The sequence below is a fragment of the Geodermatophilus marinus genome, assembly GCF_003428645.1.
Lineage (GTDB): Bacteria > Actinomycetota > Actinomycetes > Mycobacteriales > Geodermatophilaceae > Geodermatophilus.
Genome location: NZ_QVQH01000001.1, coordinates 95,675 through 119,831, shown reverse-complemented (window position 1 = coordinate 119,831; position 24,157 = coordinate 95,675). Strand labels below are relative to the sequence as shown.

General features: G+C 75.6%; 23 protein-coding genes and 1 pseudogene. 9 read left to right on the top strand and 15 right to left on the bottom strand.

All coding sequences use genetic code 11. From position 1 onward, the window contains the following. Nucleotides 1–82: 82 nt before the first annotated feature. From purM to D0Z06_RS00570, 4 genes are all read right to left on the bottom strand, one after another. Nucleotides 83–1,153 carry a phosphoribosylformylglycinamidine cyclo-ligase gene (gene purM, locus D0Z06_RS00585; protein WP_117375448.1) on the bottom strand — a complete coding sequence of 357 codons (1,071 nt, stop codon included), beginning with the start codon at nt 1,151–1,153 and terminating at the stop codon, nt 83–85. Beyond that, a complete protein-coding gene (gene purF, locus D0Z06_RS00580; RefSeq protein ID WP_117375447.1) occupies nt 1,150–2,688 on the bottom strand; it encodes an amidophosphoribosyltransferase in 1,539 nt (512 codons plus the stop codon). The genes purM and purF overlap by 4 nt, the downstream gene beginning before the upstream one ends. A 77-nt stretch (nt 2,689–2,765) precedes the next feature. Next, nucleotides 2,766–3,374 (bottom strand): MBL fold metallo-hydrolase, encoded by a 609-nt coding sequence (locus tag D0Z06_RS00575; protein ID WP_117375446.1) that lies wholly within the window; start codon nt 3,372–3,374, stop codon nt 2,766–2,768. Beyond that, a complete protein-coding gene (locus tag D0Z06_RS00570; protein ID WP_117375445.1) occupies nt 3,374–4,459 on the bottom strand; it encodes an S-(hydroxymethyl)mycothiol dehydrogenase in 1,086 nt (361 codons plus the stop codon). The genes D0Z06_RS00575 and D0Z06_RS00570 overlap by 1 nt, the downstream gene beginning before the upstream one ends. A 199-nt stretch (nt 4,460–4,658) precedes the next feature. On the opposite strand from D0Z06_RS00570, the gene D0Z06_RS00565 reads away from it, so the two are divergent. Together D0Z06_RS00565 and D0Z06_RS25610 are read left to right on the top strand one after the other, a co-directional pair. Continuing rightward, nucleotides 4,659–6,074, top strand: a complete 1,416-nt coding sequence (locus D0Z06_RS00565; RefSeq protein ID WP_117375444.1) for an OFA family MFS transporter — start codon at nt 4,659–4,661, stop codon at nt 6,072–6,074. Next, on the top strand, nt 6,071–6,235 hold the full coding sequence (locus D0Z06_RS25610) for an MFS transporter small subunit (RefSeq protein WP_199522046.1): 165 nt from the start codon (nt 6,071–6,073) through the stop codon (nt 6,233–6,235). The genes D0Z06_RS00565 and D0Z06_RS25610 overlap by 4 nt, the downstream gene beginning before the upstream one ends. A gap of 536 nt (nt 6,236–6,771) precedes the next feature. Here D0Z06_RS25610 and D0Z06_RS00560 read toward each other — a convergent pair. From D0Z06_RS00560 to purB, 7 genes are all read right to left on the bottom strand, one after another. Beyond that, complete coding sequence (locus D0Z06_RS00560; RefSeq protein ID WP_117375443.1) at nt 6,772–7,155, bottom strand: sterol carrier family protein; 384 nt, start codon at nt 7,153–7,155, stop codon at nt 6,772–6,774. Next, complete coding sequence (purL, locus tag D0Z06_RS00555; RefSeq protein WP_117375442.1) at nt 7,155–9,449, bottom strand: phosphoribosylformylglycinamidine synthase subunit PurL; 2,295 nt, start codon at nt 9,447–9,449, stop codon at nt 7,155–7,157. The genes D0Z06_RS00560 and purL overlap by 1 nt, the downstream gene beginning before the upstream one ends. Further along, nucleotides 9,446–10,117: a phosphoribosylformylglycinamidine synthase subunit PurQ gene (gene purQ, locus D0Z06_RS00550; protein WP_117375441.1), complete on the bottom strand. Its 672-nt coding sequence runs from the start codon at nt 10,115–10,117 to the stop codon at nt 9,446–9,448. Before purQ ends, purL begins: the two co-directional genes overlap by 4 nt. A gap of 3 nt (nt 10,118–10,120) precedes the next feature. After that, a complete protein-coding gene (gene purS, locus D0Z06_RS00545; RefSeq protein WP_117375440.1) occupies nt 10,121–10,360 on the bottom strand; it encodes a phosphoribosylformylglycinamidine synthase subunit PurS in 240 nt (79 codons plus the stop codon). 130 nt (nt 10,361–10,490) lie between these two features. Continuing rightward, nucleotides 10,491–11,255, bottom strand: coding sequence for an alpha/beta fold hydrolase (locus tag D0Z06_RS00540; RefSeq protein WP_117375439.1), 765 nt, complete (start codon nt 11,253–11,255; stop codon nt 10,491–10,493). A 1-nt stretch (nt 11,256) separates the two neighbouring features. After that, entirely contained in the window at nt 11,257–12,132 is an 876-nt protein-coding gene (locus D0Z06_RS00535) for a phosphoribosylaminoimidazolesuccinocarboxamide synthase (protein WP_233517364.1), read from the bottom strand. After that, nucleotides 12,129–13,436, bottom strand: coding sequence for an adenylosuccinate lyase (gene purB / locus D0Z06_RS00530; RefSeq protein WP_117375438.1), 1,308 nt, complete (start codon nt 13,434–13,436; stop codon nt 12,129–12,131). The genes D0Z06_RS00535 and purB overlap by 4 nt, the downstream gene beginning before the upstream one ends. A gap of 101 nt (nt 13,437–13,537) precedes the next feature. On the opposite strand from purB, the gene D0Z06_RS00525 reads away from it, so the two are divergent. After that, entirely contained in the window at nt 13,538–15,031 is a 1,494-nt protein-coding gene (locus D0Z06_RS00525) for an AI-2E family transporter (protein ID WP_117375437.1), read from the top strand. 19 nt (nt 15,032–15,050) lie between these two features. On the opposite strand, the gene purD is transcribed toward D0Z06_RS00525, so the two are convergent. Continuing rightward, the gene (gene purD / locus D0Z06_RS00520) at nt 15,051–16,322 is read right to left on the bottom strand and encodes a phosphoribosylamine--glycine ligase (RefSeq protein ID WP_117375436.1); all 1,272 of its coding nucleotides are present in this window, start codon (nt 16,320–16,322) and stop codon (nt 15,051–15,053) included. A gap of 25 nt (nt 16,323–16,347) precedes the next feature. Continuing rightward, on the bottom strand, nt 16,348–17,379 hold the full coding sequence (gene rsgA / locus D0Z06_RS00515; RefSeq protein ID WP_117375435.1) for a ribosome small subunit-dependent GTPase A: 1,032 nt from the start codon (nt 17,377–17,379) through the stop codon (nt 16,348–16,350). A gap of 129 nt (nt 17,380–17,508) precedes the next feature. On the opposite strand from rsgA, the gene D0Z06_RS00510 reads away from it, so the two are divergent. Then, nucleotides 17,509–18,555, top strand: coding sequence for a glycerophosphodiester phosphodiesterase family protein (locus D0Z06_RS00510; RefSeq protein WP_233517363.1), 1,047 nt, complete (start codon nt 17,509–17,511; stop codon nt 18,553–18,555). Between the two features lie 107 nt (nt 18,556–18,662). Here the strand turns inward: D0Z06_RS00510 and D0Z06_RS00505 are convergent, their stop codons facing one another. Continuing rightward, the gene (locus tag D0Z06_RS00505) at nt 18,663–19,952 is read right to left on the bottom strand and encodes an adenylosuccinate synthase (RefSeq protein WP_117375433.1); all 1,290 of its coding nucleotides are present in this window, start codon (nt 19,950–19,952) and stop codon (nt 18,663–18,665) included. Nucleotides 19,953–20,021: 69 nt separating this feature from the next. Here D0Z06_RS00505 and D0Z06_RS00500 point away from each other — a divergent pair, with 69 nt between their 5' ends. From D0Z06_RS00500 to D0Z06_RS26025, 4 genes and pseudogenes are all read left to right on the top strand, one after another. Beyond that, on the top strand, nt 20,022–20,639 hold the full coding sequence (locus tag D0Z06_RS00500) for a hypothetical protein (RefSeq protein WP_117375432.1): 618 nt from the start codon (nt 20,022–20,024) through the stop codon (nt 20,637–20,639). Nucleotides 20,640–20,753: 114 nt separating this feature from the next. Continuing rightward, nucleotides 20,754–21,818: an ABC transporter permease gene (locus D0Z06_RS00495; RefSeq protein ID WP_117375431.1), complete on the top strand. Its 1,065-nt coding sequence runs from the start codon at nt 20,754–20,756 to the stop codon at nt 21,816–21,818. Continuing rightward, nucleotides 21,815–22,084, top strand: a pseudogene (locus tag D0Z06_RS26820) (ATP-binding cassette domain-containing protein); the annotation flags it as partial. The gene D0Z06_RS00495 and the pseudogene D0Z06_RS26820, both read left to right, overlap by 4 nt. 130 nt (nt 22,085–22,214) lie before the next feature. Continuing rightward, entirely contained in the window at nt 22,215–22,625 is a 411-nt protein-coding gene (locus D0Z06_RS26025) for a P-loop NTPase family protein (RefSeq protein ID WP_233517397.1), read from the top strand. 9 nt (nt 22,626–22,634) lie between these two features. Here D0Z06_RS26025 and D0Z06_RS25605 read toward each other — a convergent pair whose 3' ends face one another. Then, complete coding sequence (locus D0Z06_RS25605; protein WP_199522044.1) at nt 22,635–22,778, bottom strand: GPGG-motif small membrane protein; 144 nt, start codon at nt 22,776–22,778, stop codon at nt 22,635–22,637. Nucleotides 22,779–22,915: 137 nt separating this feature from the next. Here D0Z06_RS25605 and D0Z06_RS00485 point away from each other — a divergent pair, with 137 nt between their 5' ends. After that, nucleotides 22,916–24,157 (top strand): MFS transporter, encoded by a 1,242-nt coding sequence (locus tag D0Z06_RS00485; protein ID WP_117375750.1) that lies wholly within the window; start codon nt 22,916–22,918, stop codon nt 24,155–24,157.

Sequence of the window (24,157 nt, the reverse complement as noted above, 5' to 3'; positions counted from 1 at the left end):
TGACACGACGGACACCGCGGCTCCCCCGGGGAGCCGCGGTGTCCGCGTGCTGCCGCCGGTCGCCCCGTCCGGGGGCTCGCGTTCAGCGGTAGCGGCCGACCAACCGGGCTGCGGTACCCCCCGAGCGCTCCTCGACGGTGCCCGCCACCCAGGCCGGCACCCCGCGCTCGCCGAGTGCGGCGACGACGTCGTCGGCGACCGCGGGGGCGACCACGGCCACCATGCCGACGCCGCAGTTGAACGCCCGCTCGGACTCCGCGCGCGGCACGCCGTGCTCCTCGACGAGCGCGACGGCGGCCGGCAGCGTCCAGGTACCGCGGTCCAGGACCGCCGCCAGGCCCTCGGGCACCACCCGGGCGGTGTTGCCGGCCAGCCCGCCGCCGGTGACGTGCGCCAGCGCGTGCACCCCGTCGACGCCGAAGCGCTCGACCAGGGTCAGGCAGTCGCGGGCGTAGATGCGGGTGGGCTCGAGGAGCACCTCGCCCAGCGGCCGGTCCAGGCCGGCCGGGACCGCGGCGAGGTCCAGCCCCGCACCGGCCACGACCCGGCGGACCAGCGAGTAGCCGTTGGAGTGGAAGCCCGACGAGGCCATCGCCACGACCGCGTCGCCGGCTCGGACCCGCTCCGGGCCGAGCACCGCGTCGGCCTCGACGACGCCCACGGCGGTGGCGGCGAGGTCGTAGTCGTCCGGGCCCATGAGGTCACCGTGCTCGGCGGTCTCCCCGCCGACCAGCGCCGCCCCGGCCTGCGTGCAGCCGGCGGCGATGCCCGTGACGATCGCGGCGATCCGCTCGGGCACCACGCGCCCGCAGGCCACGTAGTCCTGCAGGAAGAGCGGTTCGGCGCCGCAGGCGACCAGGTCGTCGACGACCATCGCCACCAGGTCGATGCCCACGGTGTCGTGCCGGTCCAGCGCCCGCGCGAGGGCGATCTTCGTGCCGACCCCGTCGGTGGAGGAGGCCAGCAGGGGCCGGCGGTACCGGGTCGTGTCCAGGGCGAACAGCCCGGCGAACCCGCCCAGCCCGCCGACGACCTCCGGGCGGTTGGTCCGCGCCACCGCCGCCCGCATCAGCTCGACCGCGCGTTCCCCGGCGTCGATGTCGACGCCGGAGGCCGCGTACGTGTACCGCCCGGTGCCCGTGCCGCCGCTCACGGGCGGTTGAGCGCGTCGTCCGCCCCGCCCGGGACGGTGGCGCTGCCGGCCTGCCGGCCGGTCCAGCCGGTCACCGCGCGGCGTTCGATGCCCTCGAGCACGTGCTTGCCCAGCACCTCGCTCTCCCCGAGCGGGATCGGGTACTGGCCGGTGAAGCAAGCGGTGCACAGCCGGGTGACCGGCTGCTCGGTGGCCGCGATCAGGCCCTGCTCGGAGACGTAGGCGAGCGAGTCGGCGTTGATCGAGGCGCGGATGCCGTCGACGTCCAGCCCGTTGGCGATCAGCTCGGCCCGGCTGGCGAAGTCGATGCCGTAGAAGCACGGCCACTTGACCGGCGGCGAGGAGATCCGGACGTGCACCTCGACCGCCCCGGCCTCGCGCAGCATGCGGATGAGCGCCCGCTGGGTGTTGCCGCGCACGATCGAGTCGTCGACCACCACCAGGCGCTTGCCGCGGATGACGTCGCGCAGCGGGTTGAGCTTCAGCCGGATGCCCAGCTGCCGGATCGTCTGGCTGGGCTGGATGAAGGTGCGCCCGACGTAGGAGTTCTTGACCAGCCCCAGGCCGTAGGGGATGCCCGAGGCCTCGGCGTAGCCGACCGCGGCGGGGGTGCCGGACTCGGGGACCGGGATGACCAGGTCGGCGTCGGCGGGGTGCTCCCGGGCCAGCCGCCGGCCGATCTCGACGCGGGCGGCGTGCACCCCCCGGCCGCCGATCGTGGTGTCGGGGCGGGCCAGGTAGACGTACTCGAACACGCAGCCCTTGGGCTCGGCCGCGGCGAAGTGCTGGCTGCGCAGCCCGTCCTCGTCGACGGCCAGCAGCTCGCCGGGCTCGACCTCGCGGACCACGGAGGCGCCGACGATGTCGAGCGCCGCCGTCTCGCTGGCCACCACCCAGCCCCGCTCCAGCCGGCCGAGCACCAGCGGCCGCACGCCCTGCGGGTCGCGGGCGGCGTACAGCGTGGTCTCGTCCATGAAGACGAAGCTGAACGCGCCGCGCAGCTGGGGCAGCACCTCCATGGCGGCGGCCTCGACCGAGAGGTCCGGCCGCGCGGCGATCAGCGCGGTGACCAGGTCCGAGTCGGTGGTGGAGGCGAAGGCACCGGGCACGCCGGCGTCGGCCGCCCGGCTCGCCAGCTCCCCGGTGTTGACCAGGTTGCCGTTGTGGCACAGCGCCAGGCCGGTGCCGGCGTCCGTCGTCCGGAAGGTGGGTTGGGCGTTCTCCCAGGTCGACGAGCCGGTCGTCGAGTAGCGGGTGTGCCCGACCGCGAGGTGCCCGTGCAGGCTGCCCAGCGTCGCCTCGTCGAAGACCTGGCTGACCAGCCCGAGGTCCTTGTAGACGACGACCGAGGCGCCGTCGGAGACGGCGATGCCCGCGGCCTCCTGGCCGCGGTGCTGCAGGGCGTAGAGACCGAAGTAGGTCAGCTTGGCGACCTCCTCCCCCGGCGCCCAGACACCGAAGACGCCGCAGGCGTCCTGGGGTCCGGGGGACTGGGGGTCGAGGTCGTGCGTCAGCCGTCCGTCACCGCGTGGCACCCGTCGAGGGTACCGGGGCGGGACGACGGAGCCGGGGCGGGCGAGGTGGTCCGCGCCACCCGCCCCGGCCCGCGACCTCAGGAGATGTTGCCCGCCTCGGCGGCCACGGTGGTGTCCTCGCCGTGCCCCGTGCGGACGACGGTGTCGCCGGGCAGGGTCAGCAGCCGGGTCCGGATGGAGTCGAGGATCGTGGGCTCGTCGCTGTAGGAGCGCCCGGTGGCCCCCGGGCCGCCGCGGAACAGCGTGTCGCCGGTGAACACCGTGCCCAGGTCCGGGGCCAGCAGGCAGGTGCTGCCCGGTGAGTGGCCCGGGGTGGACAGCGCGGTCAGCGTCGTCCCGGCGACGGTGAAGGTGGTGCCCTCGGTGAGCTCCTCGTCCGGGGCGGTACCGGGGTGGACGACGTCCCACAGCATCCGGTCGGCGGGGTTGAACCAGACCGGCGCGCCGGTGGCCGCCCGCAGGTCGACCGCGGCGGTGATGTGGTCGTTGTGCCCGTGGGTGAGCACGATCGCGGTCACCCGGCGGCCGCCGACGGCCTCGAGGATCGGCTCGGCGCGGTGCGGCGCGTCGATGACCAGCACCTCGTCGTCGTCGCCGACCAGCCAGACGTTGTTGTCGACGTCGAAGTCCTGCCCGTCGAGGCTGAACACGCCGGAGACGACGGTCTTGTCGATGCGGGCCGCCATCAGAAGACCACGACCGAGCGCAGCACGTCGCCGGAGTGCATCTTGGTGAAGGCCTCCTCGACGTCGTCGATGCCGATGGTCTCGGTGACGAAGTCCTCCAGCGGGAAGCGGCCCTGCAGGTAGAGGTCGACCAGCATCGGGAAGTCCCGGGAGGGCAGGCAGTCGCCGTACCAGGAGGACTTGACCGCCCCGCCCCGGCCGAAGACCTCGATCAGCGGCAGGGTGATGGTCATGTCCGGGGTGGGCACGCCGACCAGCACCACCCGGCCGGCCAGGTCGCGGGCGGAGAAGGCCTGCTCGAACACCGCCGGGTGCCCGACCGCGTCGATGGCCACGTCGGCGCCGAAGCCGCCGGTGGCCGCCTTGACCGCCTCGACCGCGTCGGCCTGCGTGGAGTTGACGGTGTGGGTGGCGCCGAACTTCTTCGCCCACTGCAGCTTCCGGTCGTCGATGTCGACGGCGACGATGGTGCGCGCCCCGGCCAGCCGGGCGCCGGCGATCGCGGCGTCGCCGACCCCGCCGCAGCCGAACACCGCCACGCTCTCCCCGCGCTGCACCCCGCCGGTGTTGAGCGCCGCGCCCACCCCGGCCATCACCCCGCAGCCGAGCAGCCCGGCGGCGGAAGCCGGGGCGGCGGGGTCGACCTTGGTGCACTGCCCGGCGTGCACCAGCGTCTTCTCGGCGAACGCGCCGATGCCCAGCGCCGGGGACAGCTCGGTGCCGTCGGCCAGCGTCATCTTCTGCGCGGCGTTGTGGGTGTCGAAGCAGTACTGCGGCTGCCCCTTGCGGCAGGCGCGGCACAGCCCGCACACCGCCCGCCAGTTGAGCACCACGTAGTCGCCGACGGCGACGTCGGTGACGCCCTCCCCGACCGCGGCCACCGTGCCGGCGGCCTCGTGGCCGAGCAGGAAGGGGAACTCGTCGTTGATGCCGCCCTCCCGGTAGTGCAGGTCGGTGTGGCAGACCCCGCAGGCCTGCACGTCGACGACGGCCTCCCCCGGGCCCGGGTCGGGCACGATGATCGTCTCGACGGTGACCGGGGCTCCCTTGCTGCGGGCGACGACGCCCTTCACCTCGTAGGCCATGCGGCGAGCTTAGGGGCGGCCCCGCTCCCACTCCTGCCCTCTCCCGGCAGGCGGAAGAGCTCGGTCACCCGATCGTTGAGAAGGCAACGATCAGGTCTCGCTCGGCGCGCGATCCGGCCGGGCACGACTTACCGTTCGCGGAGGTCCGTGACGCCGCGCACAGGCCCGTCCGAGACACCGGAACGTCGGAGGCCCGCTCATGGCAGTGCCCAGCTTCCTCAGCCGGGAGCGCATCGTCGCGCGCCCGGGCTTCAACCGCTGGCTGATCCCGCCGGCGGCACTGGCGGTGCACCTGTGCATCGGCCAGGCCTATGCCACCAGCGTGTACAAGACCGCCCTGGTCAACCACTTCGAGACCAGCCTGACCGCCATCGGCATCATCTTCTCGATCGCCATCGTCGTGCTCGGTCTCTCCGCCGCCGCGTTCGGCACCTGGGTGGACAGGAACGGCCCCCGGGCGGCGATGTTCACCGCCGCCTGCTTCTGGACCTCCGGCTTCCTCGTCGGCGCTCTCGGCATCGCCACGAACCAGCTCTGGCTGGTGTACCTCGGGTACGGCGTGCTCGGCGGGATCGGGCTGGGCATCGGCTACATCTCGCCGGTCTCCACGCTGATCAAGTGGTTCCCCGACCGGCCCGGCCTGGCCACCGGCATGGCGATCATGGGCTTCGGTGGCGGGGCGCTGATCGCCGCGCCGCTGTCCCGCCAGCTCATGAACTGGTACGACCCCAGCTACGACGGCACCGCGGGCACGACACCGTCCGGCGGTGCGGTCGCGGCCCTCTTCCTCACCCTCGGGCTGGGCTACCTCGTCTTCATGATGTTCGGCGCCTTCCTCGTGCGGGTGCCCGCCGACGACTGGAAGCCCGCCGGCTGGGACCCGTCGTCCGTGAAGCAGAAGTCTCTGGTCACGACCGAGAGCGTGTCGGCCCGCAACTCCGTCAAGACCCCGCAATTCTGGCTGGTCTGGACGGTGCTCTTCTGCAACGTGACCGCCGGGATCGGGATCCTCGAGCAGGCCGCGCCGATGATCCAGGACTTCTTCCGCGAGAACGGCACCTCGACCGTGGCCGCGGCCGCGGCCGGCGGGTTCGTCGGGCTGCTCTCGCTGTTCAACATGGCCGGCCGGTTCGTGTGGTCGTCGACCTCGGACTACATCGGCCGCAAGGGCATCTACATGGTCTACCTCGGTGTGGGCCTGCTGCTGTACGTCGCGCTCGCCACCATCGGCAGCTCGGCGGTGTGGCTGTTCGTCATCCTCGCCGCGATCATCATCAGCTTCTACGGCGGCGGGTTCGCCACGGTGCCCGCCTACCTGCGCGACCTCTTCGGCACCTACCAGGTGGGCGCCATCCACGGCCGGCTGCTCACCGCCTGGTCGGCCGCCGGCATCGCCGGCCCGCTGATCATCAACGGCGTCCTGGACACCCAGGGCACCCCCGGTGAGCTGGTCGCCGCCAACTACCGCCCGGCGCTGTTCATCATGGTCGGCCTGCTGGCCGTGGGCTTCGTCGCCAACCTGCTGATCCGACCGGTGGCCGCCAAGTGGCACGAGCCGAAGGCCACCACCCCCGCCACCGCCCGCGCGAACCCGGAACGGAGCGCCACCCGATGAGCTCGAGCACCTCCGCCGCCCCTGGGCAGCCGGCCTCGCACCAGGAGCCGACGCACACGCCCACCGCCCTCGTCGCCTTCGCCTGGACGCTGGTGGGCATCCCGCTGGTGTACGGCCTGGTGCAGACCGTCCGCACCGCCAGCACGCTGTTCACCGGCTGAGCCGACGCACCCCCGCAGCGCCCCGGTCGCCCCTGGCGGCCGGGGCGCTGCGCCGTGGCGGCCCGGCGAGCGGGGGCCCGCAGGGTCCCTGCGAGGAGGGCACGACCGAGCGGCTCAGCACGAGCCGGGGACAGCTCCTGGCCGCGGTGCGGTCCGACGAGCGGGGGCCCGCAGGGTCCCTGCGAGGAGGGCACGACCGAGCGGCTCCGCGCGAGCCGGGGACAGCTCCTGGCCGCGGTGCGGTCCGACGAGCGGGGGCCCGCAGGGTCCCTGCGAGGAGGGCACGACCGAGCGGCTCCGCGCGAGCCGGGGACGGCACGTGGCCGCGGTGCGGCCCGACGAGCGGGGGCCCGCAGGGTCCCTGCGAGGAGGGCACGACCGAGCGGCTCCGCGCGAGCCGGGGACGGCACGTGGCCGCGGTGCGGCCCGACGAGCGGGGGCCCGCAGGGTCCCTGCGAGGAGGGCACGACCGAGCGGCTCCGCGCGAGCCGGGGACGGCTCCTGGCCGCGGTGTCACCCGGAGGGTGACGGAGTATTCAGCGCAGCGGTCCCAGGGGCAGGTGGGCGCCGAGCTCCGCCCGGCTGCCGCTGGCGCTGACCCGGCCGCCGGCCACCGCGTCCGCCCAGGTGTCGGCGCCGGTGCACAGCCGCAACCAGGTGCGGGGGTCGGTCTCCACCACGTTGGGCGGTGTGCCGCGGGTGTGCCGCGGTCCGGGGACGCACTGGACGGCGACGTGCGGGGGCACCCGCACCTCGACCGACCGGCCGGGCACCTGCTGGGCCAGCCAACGGGCCGTCGTCCGGACCGCGGCGGCCAGCACCGGGCGCGGCGGCGGCCCGTCCACCCCGTCCAGCCAGCCGCGCACCGGCTCGACCGCGGCCCGCAGCTCGTCGGCCGGGATGGGCGCGGTGGCCGGCATCAGCTGGTCGGGACGGTCCCCGCCGGGACGCTGCCGACCGTGGCCTCCGGGGTGCCGAACAGGGCCGGGAGGGTGGCCGTCCACGCCGCCCGGAGCTCGGCCAGGGGCAGGTCGGCAACGCCCTCGACGGCGAGCACGTCCCCGCCGGTGGTGCCGAGCTCGGTGACCGGGACGCCGGCCCACTCGGCCGAGGCCCGCACGCCCTCGGGGTCCGTGGTGGTGACCACGGCGCGGGCGGTGGATTCGCTGAACAGCGCGGTGAACGCGTCGAGGCCGTCGGGCAGGGCCAGCCGGGCGCCGGTGCCGTGGCGCAGCGCCGACTCGGCGAGGGCCTGCGCCAGGCCGCCGTCGGCCAGGTCGTGCGCCGAGGAGACCAGGCCCTCGCGGGCCAGGGCCGCGAGCAGCTCGGCGAGCGCGCGCTCGGCGGCGAGGTCGACCGCGGGCGGCCGGCCGCCGAGGTGGCCGTGCACGACGCCCGCCCACGCCGAGCCGCCGAGCTCCGCCCGGGTCGCCCCGAGCAGGAGCACCGTCTCCCCCGCCCCCCGCCAGCCGGTGCGCACCCGCGTCCGGACGTCGTCGTGCACGCCGAGGACGCCGATGACCGGGGTCGGGTTGATCGGGACGTCGCCGGTCTGGTTGTAGAGGCTGACGTTGCCGCCGGTGACCGGCAGGCCGAGGTCGCGGCAGGCGTCGGCCAGGCCGCGGACGGCCTCGGCGAACTGCCACATGACCTCCGGCTCCTCCGGGGAGCCGAAGTTGAGGCAGTTGGTGACCGCCAGCGGGCGGGCGCCGCTCACCGCCACGTTGCGGTAGGCCTCGGCGAGGTTGAGCTGCGCGCCGGTGTACGGGTCGAGCCGGGCGTGCCGGCCGTTCCCGTCGAGGGCCAGCGCGATGCCGCGGTGGGTCTCCTCGTCGATGCGGACCACGCCGGCGTCGTCCGGCTGGGCCGCCACGGTGTTGCCGCGGACGTAGCGGTCGTACTGCTCGGTGACCCAGGTCTTGTCCGCACCGTCGGGGCTGGCGACGACGGCCAGCCAGTGCGCGGCCAGCTCCTCGGGGGTGCCCGGCCGGGGCAGCGCCACCGGATCGTCGGCCTGCAGGTCGTCGAGGTCGGCGGGGCGGGCCATCGGCCGGTCGTACACCGGGCCCTCGTGCGCGACCGTCCGCGGCGGGACGTCGACGATCCGCTCGCCGTGCCAGTCGACGGTGAGCCGGTCGCCGTCGGTGACCTCACCGATGACGGTGGCCAGCACGTCCCACCTGCGGCAGACGGCGAGGAAGGCCTCCACCTTGCCCGGCTCGACGATGGCGCACATGCGCTCCTGCGACTCGCTCATCAGGATCTCGGCGGGCGTCAGCGTGCTGTCGCGGAGCGGGACCCGGTCGAGGTCGACGTGCATGCCGCCGGTTCCGGCGCTGGCCAGCTCGCTCGTGGCGCAGGAGAGCCCGGCGCCGCCGAGGTCCTGGATCCCGGTGACGAGGTCCTGGGCGAAGATCTCCAGGCAGGCCTCGATGAGCAGCTTCTCGGTGAACGGGTCGCCGACCTGGACGCTGGGGCGCTTGGCCGGGCCCTCCGCCTCGAAGGTCTCCGAGGCCAGCACCGAGACCCCGCCGATACCGTCGCCGCCGGTGCGCGCGCCGAACAGGACGACCTTGTTTCCGACGCCCTCGGCCTTGGCCAGCCGGACGTCCTCGTGCCGCATGACGCCGACGCAGAGCGCGTTGACCAGCGGGTTGCCGGCGTAGCAGTCGTCGAAGAGGACCTCGCCGCCGATGTTGGGCAGGCCGAGGCAGTTGCCGTAGCCACCCACCCCGGCGACGACACCGGGCAGCACCCGGGCGGTGTCGGGGGCGTCGGCGCGGCCGAAGCGCAGCGAGTCCATGACGGCGACCGGGCGGGCGCCCATCGTCAGGATGTCGCGGACGATGCCGCCGACGCCGGTGGCCGCGCCCTGGTAGGGCTCGACGTAGCTCGGGTGGTTGTGCGACTCGACCTTGAAGGTGACCGCGTAGCCGTCGCCGACGTCGACCACGCCGGCGTTCTCGCCGATGCCGACGAGCAGCGCCTCGCTGCGCGGGAGGTCGCCGAAGCGGCGCAGGTGCACCTTGGAGGACTTGTAGGAGCAGTGCTCGCTCCACATGACGCTGTACATGGCCAGCTCGGCGGTGGTGGGGCGGCGGCCGAGGATATCGCGGATGCGCAGGTACTCGTCGCTCTTCAGCCCGAGCTCGGCCCAGGGCTGCTCGTCGTCGGGCGTGCCCGCTGCCCGCTCGACGGTGTCGACGGTGCTCACGCGCCCACCACGGCCTCCAGCACGGAGGTGAAGAAGCCGAGCCCGTCGGTGGAGGGTCCGGTGAGGTCCTCGACCGCGTGCTCGGGGTGCGGCATGAGGCCGACCACCCGGCCGTCGGCGCTGGTGACGCCGGCGATGTCGCGGCTGGAGCCGTTGGGGTTGCCCTCGACGTAGCGGACGGCGACCCGCCCCTCGCCCTCGAGCCGGTCGAGGTCGGCGTCGGCGGCCACGTAGCGGCCCTCGCCGTTCTTGACCGGGACGACGATCCGCTGCCCGGCCGCGTAGGACGTCGTCCACGCGGTGTCGGCGCGCTCGATGCGCAGCGCCTGGTCGCGGTTGCGGAAGTGCAGGTGGGCGTTGCGGGTGAGCGCTCCCGGCAGCAGGCCGGACTCGCAGAGCACCTGGAAGCCGTTGCAGATCCCGAGCACCGGCATGCCCTGGCGGGCCCGGTCGACGACGTCCTGCACCAGCGGCGCGCGGGCGGCGATGGCGCCGGCCCGCAGGTAGTCGCCGTAGGAGAAGCCGCCCGGGAGGACGACGGCGTCCACCCCCTTGAGGTCGTGCTCGGCGTGCCAGAGCGCGACCGGCTCGGCGCCGGCCAGCCGCACGGCCCGCGTCGCGTCGACGTCGTCCAGGCTGCCGGGGAAGGTGATCACACCGATGCGCACGTCTCAGCCCTCCGGGAGGTGCAGCTCGACGTCCTCGATGACCGGGTTGGCCAGGAGGGTCTCGGCGATCTGCCGCAGCTCGGCGGCGTCCGGCGTCCCCTCGACGTCGAGGACGAAGTGCTTGCCCTGGCGCACCCCCCGCACGCCGTCGTGGCCGAGGCGGCCGAGGGCTTGCAGGACCGCCTGACCCTGGGGGTCGGAGATCTCCGGCTTGAGGACGACGTCGACGACCACCCGCGGCACGCCGACGAATGTACCGGGGTGGCGCGGACCACCCGCCCGGGTGCGGGCGCACCCGCCGAGTGCGACGACGTCGTGGTGATGGCGGACCGATCACCACGAGTTCGTCGCACTCGGTACGGCGGAAGGCGGGTCAGGGGGCGGCGACCAGCGCCCACACCGCCTCGGGGGTCTCCCAGTGCGCGTTGTGACCGGCACCCGGGAGGACGACGGCGCCCGGGTCCACCCGCTGCATCGTCGCGAGGTCGACCATCGGGTCGCCGGCCCCCGCGGCCAGCCGCAGCGGGGCCGCGCACCGGGCCAGCACCTCCTCCACCCGCGGGCCCACGGCCGAGAAGGTGCGGGGGTCCAGCGCCACGCCGAAGCCCCCCTCGACCTCGCGGACGCCCGCGGCCGCCACCGGGTCTCCCGGGGTGGCCAGCGAGCGCAGCCCGGCGAGCTTCAGGTGCCGGTCCTCGGCCTCCTCCCGGGTCGCGAACACCTGCGGGGGCCGGCCGGCCATCCGGCGGGCGCCGGCCTCCTCCTCGTCCGTCCAGCTGATCTTGACCCCGACGGCGACCACCCCGGCCACCTCGACGCCGTACCAACCGCCGCCGAGGACCGCCCCCACCACGCCGCCGAAGGAGTGGCCCAGCACGGTCACCCGCGCGGCGCCCGCGGCGGCGGCGAGCTCCGCCACGTCCGCGGCGTGCACCGCGTAGCCGTAGGGCGGCTCGGCGGGCGAGCGGCCGTGCCCGCGCAGGTCGGGCGCGGCCCACGCGCCGGGCCAGTCCCGCTCGACCAGGGGCAGCAGCCGGTCCCACACCGCACCGGTGGCCCCGAGGCCGTGCAGCAGGACGAGCAGGTGCTCGCCGGACCCGCCGGAGCGGTAGGACGTCCCGGTACGCGTGAGCGGCACGTCAGCGGAAGGTAGTGCCCGTCAGCCGCTCGTAGGCGGTCACGTAGCGCTCCCGCGTGGCGGCCACGACGTCCCCGGGCAGCTCCGGCGGCGGGGAGACGCGGTCCCACCCGGAGGCGGTGAGCCAGTCCCGCACGTACTGCTTGTCGTAGGAGGGTTGGGCGGCCCCGGGGGACCACAGCGTGGCCGGCCAGAAGCGGGACGAGTCCGGGGTGAGCACCTCGTCGCCGAGCACCAGCCCGCCGTCGGCGGCGACGCCGAACTCGAACTTCGTGTCGGCCAGCACGATCCCCGCCTCCTCGGCCAGCTCGGCGGCCTCGCGGTAGAGCTCCAGGGTCAGCGCGCGCAGCTCCTCGGCCCGGCCCGCGCCGACGAGCTCGACCACGCGCTCGAACGCGATCGCCTCGTCGTGCTCCCCCGCCTCGGCCTTGGTCGACGGCGTGAACACCGGCGAGGGCAGCCGCGAGCCCTCGACCAGCCCGGCGGGCAGCGCGACGTCGAGGATCGCGCCGGTGCGCTCGTACTCCCGGGTCCCCGACCCGGCCAGGTACCCGCGCGCCACGCACTCGACCGGCAGCATCTCCAGCCGCTGCACCAGCATCGCCCGGCCGGTGACCGCCGGGGGGACGTCGGTCGCCGAGAGCAGGTGGTGCGAGGCGCCGAAGCGCTCCAGCAGCGGCGCGAGCTGCGCGAACCACCACACCGACAGCTGGGTGAGCACCCGGCCCTTGTCGGGGATCGGGGTGGGCAGGACGTGGTCGTAGGCGGAGATCCGGTCCGAGGCCACGAGCAGCAGCCGGCCGGCGCCGGCGTCGTAGACCTCCCGGACCTTGCCGCGGGCGACCAGCGGCAGGTCCACCTCCGGGCCGGGGCTCACGACAGCGCGGCGAGCCGGTCGAACAGCGGCCCGAGGTTGGCCACGTACCGCTCGGGCCGGCAGATCTCGTCCAGCCGGGCCTCGTCGAGCGCCACGTCCGCGGCCTTCGCCCGCGCACGCAGGGTCTCGCGGAACGGCGTCCCCGAGTTCCACGTCTCCATCGCCGCCCCCTGCACGAGCGCGTACGCGTCCTCCCGGGACAGCCCGCCCTCGACCAGCTCCAGCAGCACCGACGAGGTGTAGATCAGCCCGCCGGTGGACTCGAGGTTGGCCCGCATCCGGTCGGCGTCCACGACCAGGTTCTCGACCAGGCCGGTGGTGAGGTGCAGCAGGTAGTCGGTGGTGATCGCCGCGTCGGGGAGGAACACCCGCTCGGTGGAGGAGTGCGAGATGTCCCGCTCGTGCCACAGCGGGATGCCCTCCATGACCGGGACGACGGCGGCGCGCACCACCCGCGCCAGGCCGGCGATGCGCTCGGAGCGGATCGGGTTCTTCTTGTGCGGCATCGCGCTCGAGCCCTTCTGGCCCGACCCGAACGCCTCCGACAGCTCCCGGACCTCGGTGCGCTGGCCGTGCCGGACCTCCAGCGCCACGGTCTCGCAGACCGTGGCGACGATGGCCAGCGCGGCGACCCACTCGCTCACCGAGTCGCGCAGCACCACCTGCGTGGAGGCCTCCGCCGGGCGCAGGTCCAGCGCCTCGGCCACGGCCACCTCCACCGAGGGGTCGATGAGCGAGTACGTGCCCACCGCCCCGGAGATGGCCACGACGCCGACCCGCTCGCGGGCGGCGCGCAGCCGGTCGCGGGAGCGCGCCGCGGCGAAGGCGATGTCGGCGACCCGGTGACCCCACACGTCGGGCTCGGCGTGCACCCCGTGCGTGCGGCCGACCTTGATCGTGCCGCGGTGGGCCAGGGCGTGGTCGCGCAGTACGGCGACGAGCCGGTCGAGGCGGGCCAGCAGCAGGTCGGTCGCCTCGGTCAGCTGCACGGCCAGGGCGGTGTCGAGCAGGTCCGACGACGTCATGCCGTGGTGGACGTAGGCGGCGGCCGAGCGGGGCTCGGTGTTGTCGGCCCACGCGGTGAGGAACGCGATGACGTCGTGCTGCGTCGTCTCCTCGATCTCGGCGACCCGCTCCGGCGTCGGTGGCGGCGCGGCGCGCACCGGCTCCACCACGTCGGCGGGTACCCGGCCGGCCGCCGCGTGGGCCTCCAGCACCAGGGTCTCGACCCGGCACCACAGCTCGTACTTGTGCTGGTCGCTCCAGACCCGGCCCATCTCCGGCAGGGTGTAGCGCTCGATCATGCGGGTACCGCCCGGTGCCGGTCAGCTCGTCGAACCACGGGAACAGTCTCCCGTAGCGCTAGCGTGATCATGGACGGCCCCTACTGCGGCGGAGGTGCGGGATGCTGCGACGGGCCAACACCCTGGTGTCCAGGGCGCGGGCGCGCATCCGGGCGGCCGCGGAGCACGACCCGCACGCGTGGCCGGAGCGGGACGACGACCGGGCCATCCTCGTGTACGACGAGCCGGCGCCCGACCCCGCCGGCGGTGCCGTCCCCGGGTGGGACCACGACGCCCCCGCCACCTCCGGGCCGGACGACGGCCTCCCGCCGCAGGGCGGCTCCGCGCGCCCGCCGCTGGGCAGCCCCGAGCCCGGCGCGCCCGACCTCGACGGCGCGCTCGGCCCGGGCGGGGTCAGCGGCCCGCCCGACGGCGGCGCCGCGCGCACCGGCACGAGCCGCCCGTCCGGCCGCGGCGACCACGCCCGGCGGCTGACCGCCGCCGCCCGCCGCCCCGCCGACGACCCCGCGGTGCCGGCGGCGCTGCGGATCGCCGCCTCGTGGTCGTGGCGGCTGATCGTGGTGATCGCCGGGGTCTACGTGCTGCTCTACGCCGCGGCGCACGTGGCCGTGGTCGTCGTCCCGGTGTTCGTGGCCCTGCTGCTGTCGGCGCTGCTGCAGCCGGGCGCGGCCGCCCTCGTGCGGCACCGCTGGCCGCGGTCGCTGGCCGCGCTGACCATGATCGTCGTGGGCCTCGGCGTGGTCGCCGGGATCATCACCCTGGTGGTCGAGCGGTTCGCGGCCGGCTTCACCGACCTCACCGACCAGGTGACCGAGGGCCTCGGCCAGGTGCGCGACTTCCTGGTGAGCACCTTCCCGATCACCCAGCGGCAGCTCGACGAGGCGATCACCGCCGCCCAGGACGCCATCGTCGACAACCAGGAGACCCTGACGTCGGGCGCGCTCACCACCGCGCTCACCGTCGGCGAGGTCTTCACCGGCATCGTGCTCGCCCTGTTCACGCTGTTCTTCTTCCTCAAGGACGGCCGCACCATCTGGCTGTGGCTGGTCGGGCTGTGCCCGGCCGAGGCCCGCGCCTACGTCGACGAGGCGGCTCGCCGGTCGTGGCGGACGCTGATCTCCTACGTCCGCGCGACCGCCGCCGTGGCCCTCGTCGACGCCGTCGGCATCGGCATCGGCCTGGCGGTCCTCGGCGTCCCCCTCGTCATCCCGCTCGCGGCCCTGGTCTTCCTCGGCGCGTTCATCCCGATCATCGGGTCGTTCCTCGCCGGCACGGTGGCGGTGCTCGTCGCGCTGGTGTCCGAGGGGCCGATCACCGCGCTCATCGCCCTGGCGATCGTCGTCCTGGTGATGCAGCTGGAGGGGCACGTGCTCCAGCCGCTGCTGCTGGGCCGCGCCGTCCGGGTGCACCCGCTGGCCGTGGTGCTCGCCATCGCCGCCGGCCTGCTCGTGGCCGGCATCTTCGGGGCGCTCATCGCCGTCCCGCTGGTGGCCTGCGCGAACGTGGCCGGCACCTACCTCGCCCGCCGGCACGAGGGCCCGCGCCCGCCCGAGCCGCGACCCGAGCGGGCCCGGCCGGTCGTGGGCGCGGGCTGAGCAGCCGCGCCCGACCCGGTCACGGCACGCGGATCCGGCCCTCCACGGCGGCCAGGGCGATGTCGGTGCGCCAGTGCGCGTCGGCCAGCCGGACGCCGGCGACCCGCTCGTAGGCCCGCTGCCGGGCGGCCGCGAGGTCCGCCCCGACCGCGGTCACCGCGAGCACCCGGCCGCCGGCGGACCGGACCGCGCCGGCGGCGTCGAGCGCGGTCCCGGCGTGCAGCACGCCCTCGGCGTCGGCGCCGGTCACCGGGTCGCCGGTGCGCGGCCGCTCGGGGTAGCCCGGGGCCGCGACGACCACGGTCACCGCCGCCCCCGGGCGCCAGCGCAGCGGCGGGTGCCCGGCCAGCGCGCCGGTGGCCGCGGCCCGCAGCAGCCCGCCCAGCGGGGTGGCCAGCAGCGGCAGCACGACCTGGGTCTCGGGGTCGCCGAAGCGGGCGTTGAACTCCACGACGCGCACGCCGCGGGAGGTCAGCGCCAGCCCCGCGTAGAGCAGCCCGCTGAACGGCTCGCCGCGCCGGGCCATCTCGTCGACGGTCGGCTGCAGCACCGTGGCCAGCACCTCCTCGACCAGCCCCTGCGGCGCCCACGGCAGCGGGGCGTAGGCCCCCATCCCGCCGGTGTTGGGCCCCGCGTCGCCGTCGTCGCGCCGCTTGGCGTCCTGGGCGGGCACCAGCGGCAGCACCGTCGTCCCGTCGGTGACGGCGAACAGCGACACCTCCGGGCCGTCGAGGTACTCCTCCACCAGCACCGCACCCCCCGCGTCGAGGACGGCGGTGCCGTGCGCCACGGCCACGGCCCGGTCGGGGGTGACGACGACGCCCTTGCCCGCGGCCAGGCCGTCGTCCTTCACCACCCAGGGCGCCCCCGGCGCGAGCCGGGCCACCTCGTCGAGCGCGGTCTCCAGCTCCGCCGCCCCGCCGACCGGCCAGGAGCGGGCGGTCGGGACCCCGGCGGCGGCCATCACGTGCTTGGCGAAGGACTTGCTGCCCTCCAGCTGCGCCGCCTCGGCCGAGGGCCCGAAGCAGGCGATCCCCCGGTCCCGCACCGCGTCGGCGGCACCGGCCACGAGCGGCACCTCCGGGCCGACGACCACCAGGTCGGCCCGCCAGTCGGCGGCCAGCGCGGCGATGCCGGCCGGGTCGGCGACGTCGATCGGCATGGCCTCGGCCAGCGCGCGCGTCCCGGCGTTGCCGGGGGCGCAGGCGAGGGCGCTGACGGCCTGGTCGTCGGACAGAGCGACGCACAGGGCGTGCTCCCGGGCTCCCGAGCCGATCACCAGCACCCGCACGGCTGGCGACCCTACCGACCGGCGTTCACCTCGTCCGGGCGGGCCGGGCCCGCTGCGCCCGGTGCAGGGCCCGCACGCGGGCGTGGTCGGCGGCCCGCGCCCGGGCGTCGGCGCGCAGCTCCTGCCGGTACGCCTCGGCCTGCAGCTTGCGCCAGGCGGTGTAGCGGGCGGGGTCCAGCCGGCCGTCGTCGATCGCCGCCGCCACCGCGCAGCCCGGCTCCGTGCGGTGGGCGCAGTCGCGGAAGCGGCACCCGGCCGCCAGCTCCTCCACGTCGGCGTAGGCGGCCTCGAGGCCCGCGTCGTCCACGAGCCCGAGCTCCCGCATGCCCGGGGTGTCGACCAGCAGGCCGCCGCCCGGGAGCAGGTGCAGCTCGCGGGCGGTCGTGGTGTGCCGGCCGCGCCCGTCGGCCGCCCGGATCTCGCGGGTGGCCGCCACGGCCCGGCCGGCCAGCGCGTTGACCAGGCTGGACTTCCCGGCGCCGGAGGGCCCCACCAGCGCCGCCGTCCACCCCGCGCCCACGCGGGCCCGCACCGCGTCGAGGCCCTCCCCCGTGACCGAGCTGACCGCGAGCACCTCGACGCCCGGCGCCGACTCGGCCACCTCCGCCACACCGGCGGCGACGTCGTCGCACAGGTCGGCCTTGGTGAGCACGACCAGCGGCCGCGCCCCGCTGCCCCATGCGACGGTCAGGTAGCGCTCGACCCGGCGCAGCCTCGCCTCGCCGGCCAGCGCCTCCACCACCAGCACGAGGTCGAGGTTGGCGGCCACGACCTGCTCGCCCGAGGTGCGTCCGGCCAGGACGCGGGTGAAGGCCGTCCGCCGGGGCAGCACGGCCACCGCGCGCCCGTCCCGCAGCGCCACCCAGTCGCCCACCGCCGGGCCGGTGCCCGCCTGCACCGCCGACGTCGCCGGCACGCGCTGCTCGCCGCCGCCGTCGAGGACGGTCAGCAGCCCGCGGTCCACCCGGGCCACGCGGGCCGGTCCGGTGCCGCCGGGCAGCTCGGCGACCCGGTCGGGTGTCCACCCGAGGAGGGCGAGATCGGTCACACCCGGCATGTTCCCGCGCAGGTCAGCCCGCTGTCGTCCGATTTGTCGGCCGACCTCCGCCCGGCGTTGGGCTGCCGTTCAGGCAGCCGGTGTGTTGTAGCGGGCATGCGAGCGCCCGAGTCGCCGACCCTGCCGCCGGTGACCCGCTTCCCCCGCCCCGTCGTCGTCGGCCACCGGGGAGCCTGCGCCTACCGGCCCGAGCACACCGGGGCCAGCTTCGAGCTGGCGGTCGACATGGGCGCCGACATGCTCGAGCCCGACGTCGTCGTCAGCCGGGACGGCGCCCTCGTCGTCCGGCACGAGAACGAGCTGTCGCTGTCCACCGACGTGGCCGAGCGCCCGGAGTTCGCCGCACGACGCACCACCCGGGAGGTCGACGGCCGGGAGCGCACCGGGTGGTTCACCGAGGACTTCACCCTCCCCGAGCTGCGGACGCTGCGCGCGGTCGAGCGGATGCCGCAGCTGCGCCCGCTCAACACCACCTACGACGGCCGGGAGGGCGTGCTCACCCTGGCCGAGGTCGTGGCCATCGCCCGGCGCCGGTCCACCGCCGAGCGGCCCGTGCGCGTGCTGGCCGAGCTGAAGAAGCCGAGCTGGTTCGGGGCGCACGACCTGCCGATGACCGAGCTGGTCGCCGCCGAGCTGCGCCGGCTGGGCGCCGACACCCCCGACGGCACGGTGGTGGTGCAGTCCTTCGACGCCGCGGCACTGCGGACCCTGCGCGCCGAGCTCGGCAGCCACGGCCCCACGATGCTGCAGCTGGTGGACGACGGGCCGGGCGACGACCACCTGGTCACCCCCGTGGGCCTGCGCGAGGTCAGCACCTACGCCCAGGGCATCGCGCCCAGCCGGCACCGGGTGCTCCTCCGCGACGCCGACCAGGTCATGACCGGCGTCTCCGACCTCGTCGCCCAGGCGCACCGGGCCGGCCTGCTCGTCGTCCCGTGGACCCTGCGCCCGGAGAACGTCTACCTGCCGCAGCACCTGCGCCGCGGTGCGGACCCGATCGGCCCGGGCGACGCGCAGACCGAGGCCCGGCTGCTGTTCGCCCTCGGGGTGGACGGCGTCATCAGCGACGCCCCGGACGTCGCCGTCCGCGCGCGCGGGGAGCTCTACCCCTCGCGGCCCCACCGGGCCGCACCACGGCCCCTGCAGCGGCGGGGTGCCGTCCCGGGCGCCCGCTGAGCACGTCCGCGCCTGTGCCACCTCGGGGCTCACCGTTGCCGGTCCTGGCTCACCAGCGATGGTGAGCCAGGACCGGCGACGACCAGCTCAGCTGATCGTCGCCGGCCTCAGCCGATGAGGTCGTGGAGGACGACGTTCTCCTCCCGGCCCGGCCCGACGCCGATGACGCTCACCCGCGCACCGGAGAGCTCCTCGAGGCGGCGGACGTAGGCCTGCGCGGTGGCCGGGAGCTCGTCGAAGCTCCGGCAGGCGCGGATGTCCTCGAACCAGCCCGGCATCTCCTCGTACACCGGGGTGGCGTGGTGGAACTCGGTCTGCGTCATCGGCATCTCCTCGTGCCGGACGCCGTCGACGTCGTAGGCGACGCAGATCGGCACGGTCTCCAGCCCGGAGAGGACGTCGAGCTTGGTGAGGAAGTAGTCGGTGATGCCGTTGACCCGGCTGGCGTAGCGGGCGACCACCGCGTCGAACCACCCGCAGCGCCGGTCGCGGCCGGTCGTGACACCGACCTCGCCGCCCTGCTTGCGGAGGTACTCGCCCCACTGGTCGTGCAGCTCCGTGGGGAACGGCCCGGACCCGACCCGGGTCGTGTAGGCCTTGAGGATGCCCACGACCCGGTCGATGCGGGTGGGGCCGATCCCCGAGCCGGTCGCCGCGCCCCCGGCCGTCGGGTTGGACGACGTCACGAACGGGTAGGTGCCGTGGTCGACGTCGAGCAGGGTGCCCTGGGACCCCTCGAGCAGCACCCACTCACCGGCGTCGAGGGCCCGGCCGAGCAGCAGCCGGGTGTCGGCGATGCGGCCCCTCAGCTGGTCGGCGTAGCCGGCGTACTCGGCGACCACCTCGTCGACGTCGATGGCCTTGCGGTTGTAGACCTTGACCAGGACCTGGTTCTTCTCCTGCAGGGTGCCCTCGAGCTTCTGCCGCAGGATCGACGGGTCGAGCAGGTCGGCCACCCGGATGCCGGTGCGCGCCACCTTGTCGCCGTAGGCCGGCCCGATGCCGCGGCCGGTCGTGCCGATGCGCCGCTTGCCCAGGAAGCGCTCGGTGACCCGGTCCAGGGCGCGGTGGTGCGGCATGATCAGGTGCGCGTCGGCCGAGACGACCAGCCGCGAGGTGTCGACCCCGCGCTCCTCCAGGCCGGCCAGCTCCCCGATGAGCACCTCCGGGTCGATGACCACCCCGTTGCCGATCACCGGCGTGCAGCCGGGGGTGAGGATGCCCGACGGGATCAGGTGGAGGGCGTACTTCTCCCCGTCGGGGGTGATGACGGTGTGCCCCGCGTTGTTGCCCCCCTGGTAGCGGACGACGTAGGGGACCCGGCCGCCGAGGAGGTCGGTGGCCTTGCCCTTGCCCTCGTCGCCCCACTGGGCACCGATCAGCACGACTGCCGGCATCGCTCGTCCAGTTCCCCTCGAAGGCTCGGCACCGGCGGATGACCGGCTGGCAGGTGGCAGGGTATCGGCATGTCCCTCGTCGAGCTCGACCTGCGCGGCCTGGCTCCCGGGTGCGGGCCCGACCGCGCGACCCTCGAGGGGGTGACCGGCGCCGCGGCGCTGCTGGTCCGCGGGCCGGTTCCGGCGCTGGCCGCCGCGCTCGCCGCGCTGCACCGGCGAGGCCGCACCGGGGAGGTCCCCGTCTCCTGGGAGCCGGCCGACGACCGCGCCTCGACGGGGCTGGCCCGGGCGCTGGGGATCGGCACCGGCGGCGAGCGGGCGCTCGGCCTGGTCCGGGACGACCACGGCGGGGTGCTGCTGCACCACGGCCGGGTCGAGTCCGCCGCCGAGCGCCCGCGCGCGGTCCTCGGGCGCCGGCTGGGCGCGCGGGCGTACAACGACGACACCCGGGTGGCCGACGGGACGATCACCCGCATCGACGTGCGACCGGACTGGGCGGCGGTGGACACGATCGGCGTCGTCGTCATGACCCTGCCCCTGCGCCCGACGGTGCGCAGCCGCGGCCGGGCGCTGCAGATCGCCTCCGACCCGGCGCGGGTGCTGCGCGACGGCGTCCCGTACCCGCGGCCGGTGCACCGCTGGACCTGGTACGCCGACGACCGGGTGCGCTGGCGGTTGCGCCCCTGAGCGGACCTCCGTGGACGGCGCCGCGGCGGGGCCTGCACGGGGGCGTGCGTCGCGGTCGTGGACACTGGGGTCCCGCCCCGAGGAGGTCTCCCTGCCGACGTCCGGACCCGCCCGGTGACCAGCGGCCGCCTGCCCTCGTTCGGGGCTCCCACGGCGGCGCTCGGCCCGGTCCGGCGCCGTGGCCCGGCCACGCGTGCGCTGGCCCGGCCCGGCCTCCCGGCCCTGGTCGGCCTCGTCGTCGTCCTCGCGCTCTTCCTGCCGATCGCCCCCGGGCTGCTCGGCAGCGGCGGGCTGGCCACCCTGCTCGACACCGCGGCCCTGGTCGGCATCGGCGGGGTGGCCGTGGCCCTGCTGATGGTGGCCGGGCACTTCGACCTATCCGTCGGCGCGGTCGCCGCCGGCAGCGCCGTGGTCAGCGGGTTGCTCATGGCGGAGCTCGGCTGGGGCGCCTGGCCGGCGCTGGCCGTCTCGCTCGCGGCCGCCCTGGCCGTCGGGGCGGTCAACGCGGGCCTGGTCGTCGTCACCGGGCTGCCGAGCTTCCTCGTGACGCTGGCGACCGCCCTCGTCCTCCAGGGCACCGCCCTGGCCGGCACCGCCGCGCTCACCGGTTCGCTGCGGGTGGCCGGCCTCGAGGACGCCGCCGGCTGGGGGTCGGTCAGCGCCGTCTTCGACGCGACCGTGCAGCTCGGGGACGGGCGCTACCGCGTCTCCCTGCTGTGGTGGCTGGCGCTGACCGCCTGGGCGTCCTGGGCGCTGTGGCGGACCCGCTTCGGCAACGCGGTGCTCGGCATGGGCGGGTCCCGCCGCGCGGCGCGCGAGCTGGGGGTCCCCGACCGGCGGACGACGGTCGTCCTCTTCTGCGCCACGGCGGCCGCGGGGTGGCTCATCGGCACGCTGGGGCTGGTCCGGCTCGGCGCCGTGCAGGCCGCGCCCGGGCTGACCGCGGCGATCCCCTACGTCGTGGTGGCCGTCATCGGTGGCTGCCTGCTCACCGGCGGCTACGGGTCGGCGGTCGGCGCCGCCGTCGGCGCGCTGGTCTACGCGACCGTGCGGCAGGGGGTGCCGCTGGCCGGCTGGGACGCCCGCTGGTTCGAGGTGTTCCTCGGGTTGCTGCTGCTCGCCGCGCTCGTGGCCAACGGCGTGGTGCGCGGGCGGCTGCGGGCGGTGCCGCGCTCGTGAGCTCCCCGGCCCGCCCGCCGGTGCTCGAGCTGCGCGGGCTGAGCGTGCACCACGGGCACGTGCCTGCGCTCGCCCGGGTGGGGACGGCGCTGCCGGCCGGCCGCATCACCTGCGTGCTGGGCGAGAACGGGTCGGGCAAGTCGACGCTGGTCGGCGTCCTGTCGGGGCTGGTCCGGCCGGACTCCGGCGAGCTGCTGTTCGACGGCCGACCGGTGCGCTTCCGCACCCCCCGCGCCGCGCGGGCGGCGGGCATCGCGACCGTCTGGCCGGACCTCGCCGTGGCCCCGTTGCTGTCGGTGTGGCGCAACTTCTTCCTGGGGGCGGAGCCCACGCGCGGGTTCCCCGCCGCTGCGCCGGATCGACCGGGACGCGGCCCGCGAGATCGTGGTGCGTGCCATGGCGCAGGTCGGCGTCCCGGGCATCGACCCCGAGCTGCCGGCGGCGGCGCTGCGGGCCGGCGAGCGGCAGAGCCTCGCGGTGGCCCGCGCGCTGCACTTCGGCGCCCGCGCCCTGGTCGTCGACGAGCCGACCGCCAGCACCACGATCAGCCAGCACGCCCTGGTCGGGCAAGCGGTGCTGGCCGCGCGGGCCCGGGGTCTGGCCGTCCTGCTGGTCACCGGCAACCCGGGCTTCGCGCACCTGGTCGGCGACCGGTTCCTGCTGCTGGCCCGCGGTCAGGTGGCCGGGGACCTGACGCGTGAGGACGTCGACGTCGACGTCCTCACGCGCCTCGTGGCCGGGGGTGAGGGGTTGACGGCGCTCACCGCGACGCTGCGCGAGCTGCACCCGGAGCTCGACGAGCGGTGAGCGCCCGGGTCAGGCGAACAGGCTCACCCCGCCGGGGCCGACGAGCAGGCCCACGACGATGAGCACGATCCCCCACAGCAGCTGGCGGCGGACGATCGCGACGATGCCGGCGATCACCAGCACGACGGCGAGGATCCACAGGAGCGTGGCCACGTGACACCTCCTTCTCGGGCGCCCGGGCGGGCGCGCGTGGACGGAGCGTAAGCAGCACCGGAAGAACCTGCACGTCGGGCGGTCACCCAGTGTAGTGAATGGGCGACCGGCTCGCGGCCGCCTACCGTGCTGCCCTCGTGGGGGGACTCGTGCAGGCGGTGCTGCCCGCCCGGCTCGGATCGCCCTTCCGCTGGCTGGTGGCCTCCTCGTGGAGCAGCAGCCTCGGTGACGGCATCGCCCTGGCCGCCGGACCGCTGCTGGTGGCGTCCCAGACCTCCGACCCCCTGCTGGTCGCCCTGGCCGGCCTGCTCCAGCGGCTGCCGTGGCTGCTGTTCGGGCTGCACGCCGGGGTCCTGGCCGACCGGGTGGACCGCCGCCTGCTCGTCGTGCTGGTCGACGGCCTGCGGGCGGCCGTGCTCGGCGTCCTCGCCGTGGCGCTGGTGACCGGCCGGGTGGACGTCGGCGTCGTCCTGGTCGCCATGGCCCTGCTGGGCACCGCCGAGGTCTTCGCCGACACCGCGACCGGCACGCTGCTGCCGATGGTGGTGCCGCGGGCCGACCTCGGCGTCGCCAACGCCCGGCTCATGGCCGGGCACCTCACCGCCGGGAAGCTCGCCGGGCCGGCGATCGGGGCGGCGCTGTTCGCCGCCGGCAGCGCGTGGCCGTTCCTCACCCAGGCGGTGTGCGTCGCGCTGGGCGCCGTCCTGGTCTCCCGGATGCGGCTGCCCGCCGCGCCCCGCCCGGCCGACCGGGCCCGCGTCAGCCGGGACATCCTGGAGGGGCTGCGCTGGACGTGGGGCCACCCCGCGGTGCGCACCCTGACGCTCACCATCGTCAGCTTCAACGTCACCTACGGGGCGGCCTGGTCGGTGCTCGTGCTCTACGCCGACCAGCGGCTCGGCCTGGGCCCGGTCGGGTTCGGCCTGCTCAGCTCGGTCGGCGCGCTCGGCGGCATGGTGGGGACGGCGTCCTACGACCGGCTCGAGCGGCACGCCGCCCTGGCGGCGATCATGCGGGTCGGGCTGCTGGCGGAGACCCTGACGCACCTGGTCCTGGCCGTGACGACCACCGCCTGGGTGGCGATGGCGGTCATGTTCGTCTTCGGGGCGCACGCCTTCGTCTGGGGGACGACGTCCCGGACCGTGCGGATGCGGGCCGTGCCCCTGGGCCTGCAGGGCCGGGTCGGCGCGCTGTACGCGATCGGCGTCTACGGCGGCATCGTGGTCGGGCAGGCCGTGGGCGGGGTGGTGGCGCGGGCCTGGGGCGTGACCGGCCCGTTCTGGTTCGGGTTCGCCGGCTCGGCCGTCGTCCTGGTGCTCATCTGGCGGCAGCTGGCGCACATCGCGCACGCCGACGAGGAGGCCCGCGCGGCCGGGTGA